Annotated in this window: 7 protein-coding genes; 2 read left to right on the forward strand and 5 right to left on the reverse strand. The window is 75.7% G+C overall.

Annotated elements, in window-relative coordinates; all coding sequences use genetic code 11:
• Window positions 1-41 precede the first annotated feature (41 nt).
• A complete protein-coding gene (locus tag CUT44_RS04505) occupies window positions 42-1,097 on the reverse strand; it encodes a LacI family DNA-binding transcriptional regulator (RefSeq protein WP_100200796.1) in 1,056 nt (351 codons plus the stop codon).
• A gap of 165 nt (window positions 1,098-1,262) precedes the next feature.
• Between CUT44_RS04505 and CUT44_RS04510 the strand changes: the two genes are divergently transcribed.
• Complete coding sequence (locus CUT44_RS04510) at window positions 1,263-2,204, forward strand: ROK family protein (protein WP_100200797.1); 942 nt, start codon at window positions 1,263-1,265, stop codon at window positions 2,202-2,204.
• Between the two features lie 90 nt (window positions 2,205-2,294).
• Window positions 2,295-3,296 (forward strand): NUDIX hydrolase, encoded by a 1,002-nt coding sequence (locus CUT44_RS04515; protein WP_100200798.1) that lies wholly within the window; start codon window positions 2,295-2,297, stop codon window positions 3,294-3,296.
• Between the two features lie 71 nt (window positions 3,297-3,367).
• Here CUT44_RS04515 and CUT44_RS04520 read toward each other — a convergent pair whose 3' ends face one another.
• The 4 genes from CUT44_RS04520 to CUT44_RS04535 all read right to left on the reverse strand — a co-directional run.
• Window positions 3,368-4,771 carry a dipeptidase gene (locus CUT44_RS04520; RefSeq protein ID WP_100200799.1) on the reverse strand — a complete coding sequence of 468 codons (1,404 nt, stop codon included), beginning with the start codon at window positions 4,769-4,771 and terminating at the stop codon, window positions 3,368-3,370.
• 286 nt (window positions 4,772-5,057) lie between these two features.
• Window positions 5,058-6,029 carry a zinc-binding dehydrogenase gene (locus tag CUT44_RS04525; protein WP_100200800.1) on the reverse strand — a complete coding sequence of 324 codons (972 nt, stop codon included), beginning with the start codon at window positions 6,027-6,029 and terminating at the stop codon, window positions 5,058-5,060.
• Between the two features lie 147 nt (window positions 6,030-6,176).
• The gene (locus CUT44_RS04530; RefSeq protein ID WP_100200801.1) at window positions 6,177-6,809 is read right to left on the reverse strand and encodes a pentapeptide repeat-containing protein; all 633 of its coding nucleotides are present in this window, start codon (window positions 6,807-6,809) and stop codon (window positions 6,177-6,179) included.
• A 98-nt stretch (window positions 6,810-6,907) separates the two neighbouring features.
• A partial coding sequence (locus CUT44_RS04535; RefSeq protein ID WP_146252170.1) for an ATP-binding protein occupies window positions 6,908-7,336 on the reverse strand: 429 nt, incomplete at its 5' end.

Genomic DNA, 7,336 nt, shown 5'->3' on the forward strand with positions numbered 1-7,336 from the left:
CGCGTGCGGTCCCGGTGGTGGTGCGGAGGGAGCCGCCGGGGTCACGGCTGCGGCGGTATCTCCCCCGAGCCGCGCGGGATCAGCCGGGTGGGCAGTGTCACGCGGCGTGGCGGGTCGGCGGCACCGTCCAGCCGCCGGAAGAGCAGCTCGGCGGCTCTGCGGCCCAGCAGGGCGGGCTCCTGGGCGATGACGGTGACCGGCGGGGTCAGCAGGTCGGCCAGCTCGAAGTCGTCGAAGCCCACCAGCGCGACGCGCCGGGGGAGAGCGGCCAGCACCCGTACCACGGTGACGGTGATCCGGTTGTTGCCCGTCAGCAGTGCGGTGACCGGCTCGGCCGGGCCGCCCCCGGCCAGCATGCGCTCGGTGTCGGCCCGTACCCGTGCCGGGTCGGTCGGGCCGAGCGCGATCCAGGACCCGTCCACCGGCAGCCCGGCCCCGGCCATCGCGGCGCGGTAGCCGCGCAGCCGCTCGGCGGCGGTGTGGATGTGCGGCAGGTCGCCCACGAAGCCGATCCTGCGGTGGCCGTGGGCGATGAGGTGGGCGACGCCGTCCCGGGCTCCGGCGAAGCTCTCGGAGAGCACCGCGTCGGCCTCGATGCGCGCGGCCGGGCGGTCCACGAAGACCGTGGCGATCCCGGCGGCGATCTCCGGCTCCAGATAGCGGTGGTCGTCGCCGGCGGGGATGACCACCAGCCCGTCCACGCGCCGGGCGCACAGGGCGAGCACCAGCTCCCGCTCGCGGTCGCCGTCCTCGGCGCTGGATCCGTTGATCAGCAGCGCTCCGTGGTCCCGGGCGACCTCCTCGACGGCACGGCTGAGCGGGGCGTAGAAGGGGTCGGCGAGGTCCTCCAGAACCAGGCCGACACTCGCGGTGCGGCCCTTGCGCAGGACGCGGGCGCTGTCGTTGCGGCGGAAACCCAGCGCGGTGATGGCCTCCTGCACCCGGCGCTCGGTGTCGGGGGTGACGCCCGGCTCGCCGTTGACGACCCGGGAGACGGTCTTGAGCCCGACTCCGGCGCGCGCCGCCACGTCCTTCATCGTGGGCCGCAGACCGTAGCGGCGTCGGTGGGATCGTGCCGGCTGTGCGGTGTCGGTCACTGAGGTCCTGTTCTGTCGGCATGGCGGGCGGCGAAGCGGCCGCGGGTTGTGGGACCGCGGGGGACGTGCCGTCGCCGCTGAGCATGATGCCGCAGAACACCATGCCCGGCCAGGGCCGGCAGCGGAGTGGACAACGTTGTCAGGAATGGGTGAGACTTGCCGCTCATGGACCAGGACCTTCTCGCTGCCCTCGACATCGGCGGCACCAAGATCGCGGGCGCGCTGGTGGACGGTGAGGGCCGGGTGCTGCTGCGGGCCAGGCGGCCGACCCCGGCCCGGGAGCCGGGCGGCACCGTGATGGGTGCGGTGGCCGAGGTGCTCGGCGAACTGCGGGCCGCGCCCCAGTGGGGGCGGGTGGCGGCCGTGGGCGTCGGCAGCGCCGGGCCGGTGAACGCCGGGCGGGGCACGGTGAGCCCGGTCAACATCCCCGGCTGGCGGGACTATCCCCTGGTCGCCGGGGTGCGCGAGCGGGTGGGGGAGCTGCCCGTGACCCTGGTCGGGGACGGGGTGGCGATCACCGCCGCCGAACACTGGCAGGGCGCGGCGCGCGGCCGGGACAACGTCCTGTGCATGGTGGTCTCCACCGGCGTGGGCGGAGGGCTGGTCCTGGGCGGCCGGCTGCACCCCGGACCGACCGGCAACGCCGGCCACATCGGCCACCTCAGCGTGGAACTCGGCGGCGAGCCCTGCCCGTGCGGGGCGCGCGGCTGTGTGGAGGGCTTCGCCAGCGGGCCCAACATCGCGCGCCGGGCCCTGGCGGACGGCTGGCGGCCGGGACCGGACGGCGCGGCCGGCGCCGCCGCGGTGGCCGCCGCCGCCCGGGCGGGCGACCCGGTGGCCACCGCCTCCTTCGAGCGCGCCGCGCGGGCGCTGGCGGCCTCGATCGCCGCGACCGCGGCCCTGGTCGAGATCGACCTCGCGGTGATCGGCGGGGGAGTGGCCCAGGCGGGAGAGGTGCTGTTCGCGCCGCTGCGCCGGACGCTGAAGGAGTACGCCACGCTCTCCTTCGTCCGGCACCTGGAGGTCGTACCGGCCGGGACGGGCACGGACGCCGGACTGGTGGGGGCCGCGGCGGCCTGCCGGGAGGTGCTGGGCCGCCCGGAGTGACGGGAGCGGCGGCGGCCTTCCGGTGCCGCCGTGCGTTTCCGGGACGGTGCCGAGCGGGCAAGTGAACCGGGACGACGGAGGAGGGGGACCGTGATCGTCTGGTTGAACGGCGCCTGTGGTGCCGGCAAGACCGCCGTGGCCCGCGAGCTGGCCGAGCTGTTCCCGGGAGGTGCCCTGTTCGACCCCGGGCGGATCGCCGGCGAACTGCGCGCGGTCCTGCCGCGCAAGCGGCTGGAGGAGGTGGCCGACCACCAGGACCTGCCCGTCTGGCGGCGGCTGGTGGTGGAGACGGCCGCCGCTCTCCACGACGAGGTGGGCGGCACCCTGGTGGTCCCGATGACACTGCTGCGGCAGGAGTACCGCGACGAGATCTTCGGCGGGCTGGCGGCCCGCCGTGTCCCGGTGTGCCATGTACTGCTGCACACAGATGAAACGATCCTGCGAAGACCTGTCGCCCCGGGCGGGGAGACCCCGCCCGGGGACCGGTCGGCGGAGTACCGGCGGGCGCTGTCCTGGCTCCGGGACGACGCGTACACCGTCGACGCCTCGGCGCTGACGCCCCGGCAGACCGCCGAGCGGGTCGCCCGGGCGGTGCTCGCCGGCGCCGGTGCCTGCGACATCGTCCAGACCCCGGCGCCGACCGCGCAGACCGTGGCGGCCGGGGTCCTGCTCTTCGACGAGCGGGACCGGGTGCTGCTCGTCGACCCGACCTACAAACCCGGCTGGGAGTTCCCCGGCGGCGTCGTCGAGCCCGGCGAGCCGCCCGCCCGGGCCGGGATGCGCGAGGTGGCGGAGGAACTGGGGCTGCGGCTGGACACCGAGCCGCGGCTGCTGGTCGTCGACTGGGAGCCGCCGGTGCCGCCGGGCCACGGCGGCCTGCGGCTCCTCTTCGACGGCGGAGTGCTGACCGGGAGCGCGGCCCGCGGCATGCTGCTGCCCGGCGCGGAACTGCGCGGCTGGCGCTTCGTCACCGAGCGGGAGGCGGCCGGACTGCTGCCCCCGGTGCGCCGGGACCGGCTGCACTGGGCACTGCGGGCCCGGGAGCGGGGCACCGCCCTCAACCTGGAGGCGGGTGTCCCGGTCGGCGGATGAGGCCCGTCCGGCCGGCCGCCGGACGGGCGGGACCCGGTCCGGAGGCTCGGGCTCCCGGACCGGGGACCGGCTCAGCCGCGTCCGGCCTCGGCGTACCCGCGCAGGAACAGCGCCTCGGCGACCGACAGCCGCCGCAGCTCCTCGGGGCAGACGCTCTCGTTGGGGGCGTGGATCTGCGCCTCCGGCTCGCTCAGCCCGATCAGCAGGATCTCCGCCTCCGGGTAGAGCGCGGCCAGGGTGCCGCACAGCGGGATCGAGCCGCCCTGCCCGGCGATCCGCATCTCGGCACCGTCGTACGCCTCGCGCAGCGCCTCGGCCATCACGGTGTACGCCGGGCCGGTGGTGTCCGCGCGGAACGGCTGCCCCCGGCCCACCTGCTCCACCCGTACCCGGGCGCCCCAGGGGACGTGGGCCTCCAGATGGGCGGTGAGCAGCGCGGTGGCCTCGTCGGGGGAGACGCCCGGCGGGATCCGCAGGCTGACCAGCGCCCGCGCGCTCGCCTGCACCGACGGGGTGGCGCCGACCACCGGCGGACAGTCGATGCCGAGCACGGTGACGGCGGGCCGGGCCCAGACGCGGTCGGCGACGGTGCCCGAGCCGGTCAGCTCCACCCCGTCGAGCACCCTGGCGTCCGCGCGGAAGTCCTCCTCGGGATATTCCAGGCCGTCCCAGGAGGTGTCCGAGGACAGCCCGTCGACGGTGGTCGAGCCGTCCTCGGCGCGCAGCGAGTCCAGGGTGCGGATCAGCGCCGCCAGCGCGTCCGGGGCGGCGCCGCCGAACTGCCCGGAGTGCAGGTTGCCCGCCAGGGTGTCCACCCGCACCGTCACCATGGTCATGCCGCGCAGCGCCGCGGTGACGGTGGGCACCCCGCGGCGGAAGTTGCCGGTGTCCCCGATGACGACGCAGTCGGCGGCCAGCAGCTCCGGATGCTCCTCGGCGTAGCGCTCCAGACCGCCGGTGCCCTGCTCCTCCGAGCCCTCGACGATCACCTTGACGCCGACCGGGACCCCGCCGTTCGCCTTCAGCGCGCGCAGTGCGAGCAGATGCATGACGAAGCCGCCCTTGCAGTCCGCGGCGCCGCGCCCGTACCAGCGTCCCTGCCGCTCGGTCAGGACGAACGGCGGGGACAGCCAGGCCTCTTCGTCCAGCGGCGGCTGCACGTCGTAGTGGGCGTAGAGCAGCACGGTCGGTGCGCCGGCCGGGCCGGGCAGGTACCCGTACACGGAGCGCGTGCCGTCCGGGGTGTCGAGCAGGGCCACGTCCGTGAAGCCCTCGGAACGCAGCGCGTCCGCCACCCAGCGGGCCGCCGCCTCGCACTCCTCGGGCGGGTACTGCGCCGGGTCGGCCACCGACCTGAAGGCCACCAGCTCGGTGAGCTCGGTGCGGGCCAGCGGCATCAGCGAGGCGACGGTGGCCGCCACACCGGGCGCGTCGGTACCGGGCCGGGTGGAGGGGACAGCGGCGTCCTGCGCCATGGAGCGCTCCTTCGGGTGTCGCGTCGTGTGCCCGGGGACGGGATCACCGGCCGTGCGGGCGGGAGGTTCGGGAATACCCGCCGCCGATACTCCCACAGCACTCCCACAGCACTCCCACAGCGGACCGGGAGGTCCGCGGTCCGGTACCGCGTCAGTCAGCCGGGGTACGCCCGGCGGCGAGACGCCCTGGTGCCGTGGTCCTCCCGGGCTTCCGGGGCCGGGAGGAGGCGGTCGCGACCGGGAGCCGCATGCGGCGCTCCCGCCCGGGGTTCCGGCCGACGCGGCACTAGGGAATGAGCAGTACCTTGCCCACGGTCGCGCGGGCGGTGAGTGCCTCGTGTGCCCGAGGGGCCTCCTCCAGCGGGAAGCACTGCCCGACGACGGGCCTGAGACGCCCCACGGCGGCCTCGGCCAGGGCGCGGGCCTGGAGCGCGTGGCGCCGTGAGTGGTCGATGACGGGGTTGCCGGCGCCGTAGCCGATGACGGTCAGGCCCCGTCCGTAGACCAGGGCGCCGGGGATCTCGGTACCGCTGCCGGAGGCGATGCCGTAGACGACGAACCGGCCGCCCGGGGCGAGGGTCTCCACGGCCCGACGGCCGACCGCACCGCCCACCGAGTCCCACACCACGTCCACCCCGCGCCCGCCCGCGGCCCGCCGCGCCCGGTCGGCCCAGCCTTCCACGCCGTAGTCCACCGTGGCGTCCGCGCCCAGCTCCTCGGCCAGCGCCAGCTTCTTCCGGCCCCGTGCCGCCCCGATCACCCGTGCTCCGGCGATCTTCGCCAGCTGCACCAGCAGACTGCCGACCCCGCCCGCCGCCGCCTCCACCAGGACGGTCTCCCCGGCGCGCACCCGGGCCGCCTCCACCAGGCTCACCGCGGTGAGTCCCGGGCCCAGCAGGCAGGTGGCGTCGCGGAGCGACACACTCCCGGGCAGCGGGTGCAGCGAGTGGCGGGGCAGGACCGCGCGCTCCGCGTACCCTCCGCCGGAACTCGCCGTCTGGCCGGAGACCCGGGTGCCCACCAGCGCGGGATCCACGCCGGGGCCCACCGCGCGGACCACTCCCGCGACGTCCCGGCCGGGCGTGTACGGACGGGGCACGGCGGCCGACCGCCCCGCCCGCACCAGTGTCTCGACGAACTGGACGCCGGCCGCGGCCACGTCGACCAGCACCTCGTCGTGGCCCGGCACCGGATCCGGCACCTCCGCCACCCGCAGTACCTCGGGCGGACCGAACTCGGCGACCCGGACAGCGCGCATGCCGTGGACTCCTCCTGCTGCGGCGGCGGCCCTCCCGGCCGCCGCGGGACCCGTTCCCACAGCGCTCTACGGACCCGGGGCCCGTTTCCCTCACCCGTCTCCCCGCCGCGGCCCGCTTCCGCCGCGGCCGCGGAGTCCGGCGGGCGCTCAGCGGACCCGCAGCCCCAGCGACTCGGCGACGGCGGCGGCCTGTGCCGCGTCTATCCGGGCGCCCGTCAGCCGCACGGCGGCCGGATTCAGGACGGGCAGCTCACTGCCGCGCAGATCGGCACCCTCCAGCCGGGCACCGTGCAGTACCGCCCCGGACAGATCCGTCCCCCGTACGACCGCCTCCTCCAGCCGGGCCCCGGTCAGGTCGGCCCGGCTCATCCCGACGCCGCATAAGGACGCCCCGCGCAGATCCGCTCCCGGCAGGCCGACGGACGACCAGTCGCCGCGCACCACCTCCAGCAGGGTGAACGTCGACCGGTGGAACACGCTGCCCCGCAGGGTGCAGTCGGTGAAGCCGACGTCGAAGAAGGTGCACCGGTGGAAGACGCAGTCGGTGAACACCGCACCGGTGTGCCGGGAGCCGTTGAAGCGCACCCCGGTGAAGACGCACCCGTCGAAGACGGCACCCCGGTTCACGACCTCCGTCCAGTCCGTGCCGGAGAACGTGTGTCCGGTGTGGACGTGCCGGTCCGACAGGACGCGGCCGTACCAGTTCTCCTCCCGGACCGTCCGGTCCTCCGCGGAGCCGGGTAGGGGACCGGGACGCGGGTGGGTGCGGTCGCTTGTCATGTCCCCAATTCAACACCGTGTCACGGGTGCTGACACACCGTCATCCCGGAAGGCGGACAGCGGCGGCGACCACCGGCCGGCGGCGGACCGGCCGGTGGTCAGAGCGCGTCCGGGAGGGGTTGTTCGGTCCAGATGGTCTTGCCGGAGGCGGTGTAGCGGCTGCCCCAGCGGTGGGCGAGCTGGGCGACGAGGAACAGGCCGCGGCCGCCCTCGTCGGTGAGGCGGGCGCGGCGCAGGTGGGGCTGGGTCTGGCTGGGGTCGGAGACCTCGCAGATCAGTGTCTTGTCGCGGATCAGGCGCAGTTCGACGGGCGAGCCGGCGTAGCGGACGGCGTTGGTGACCAGTTCGCTGACGATGAGCTCGGTGGTGAAGGTCAGTTCCTCCAGTCCCCAGCCGGTGAGCCGGTCGGTGGCCAGTTGGCGGGCGCGGGCGACGACGGTGGGGTCGGCGGTGAACCGCCAGGCGGCGGTGGCCCCCTCGGGCAGGGCCCGCACCCGGGCCACCAGCAGGGCCACGTCGTCGGCCGG

Origin of the sequence: Streptomyces carminius (genome assembly GCF_002794255.1) — a bacterium.
Taxonomy (GTDB): Bacteria; Actinomycetota; Actinomycetes; order Streptomycetales; family Streptomycetaceae; genus Streptomyces; species Streptomyces carminius.

Bases quoted from the DNA above. Each gene is read 5' to 3' on its own strand.
- CUT44_RS04510 (WP_100200797.1), top strand. From the start codon at position 1,263: ATGGACCAGGACCTTCTCGCTGCCCTCGACATCGGCGGCACCAAGATC.
- CUT44_RS04520 (WP_100200799.1), bottom strand. From the start codon at position 4,771: ATGGCGCAGGACGCCGCTGTCCCCTCCACCCGGCCCGGTACCGACGCG.
- CUT44_RS04525 (WP_100200800.1), bottom strand. From the start codon at position 6,029: ATGCGCGCTGTCCGGGTCGCCGAGTTCGGTCCGCCCGAGGTACTGCGG.
- CUT44_RS04530 (WP_100200801.1), bottom strand. From the start codon at position 6,809: ATGACAAGCGACCGCACCCACCCGCGTCCCGGTCCCCTACCCGGCTCC.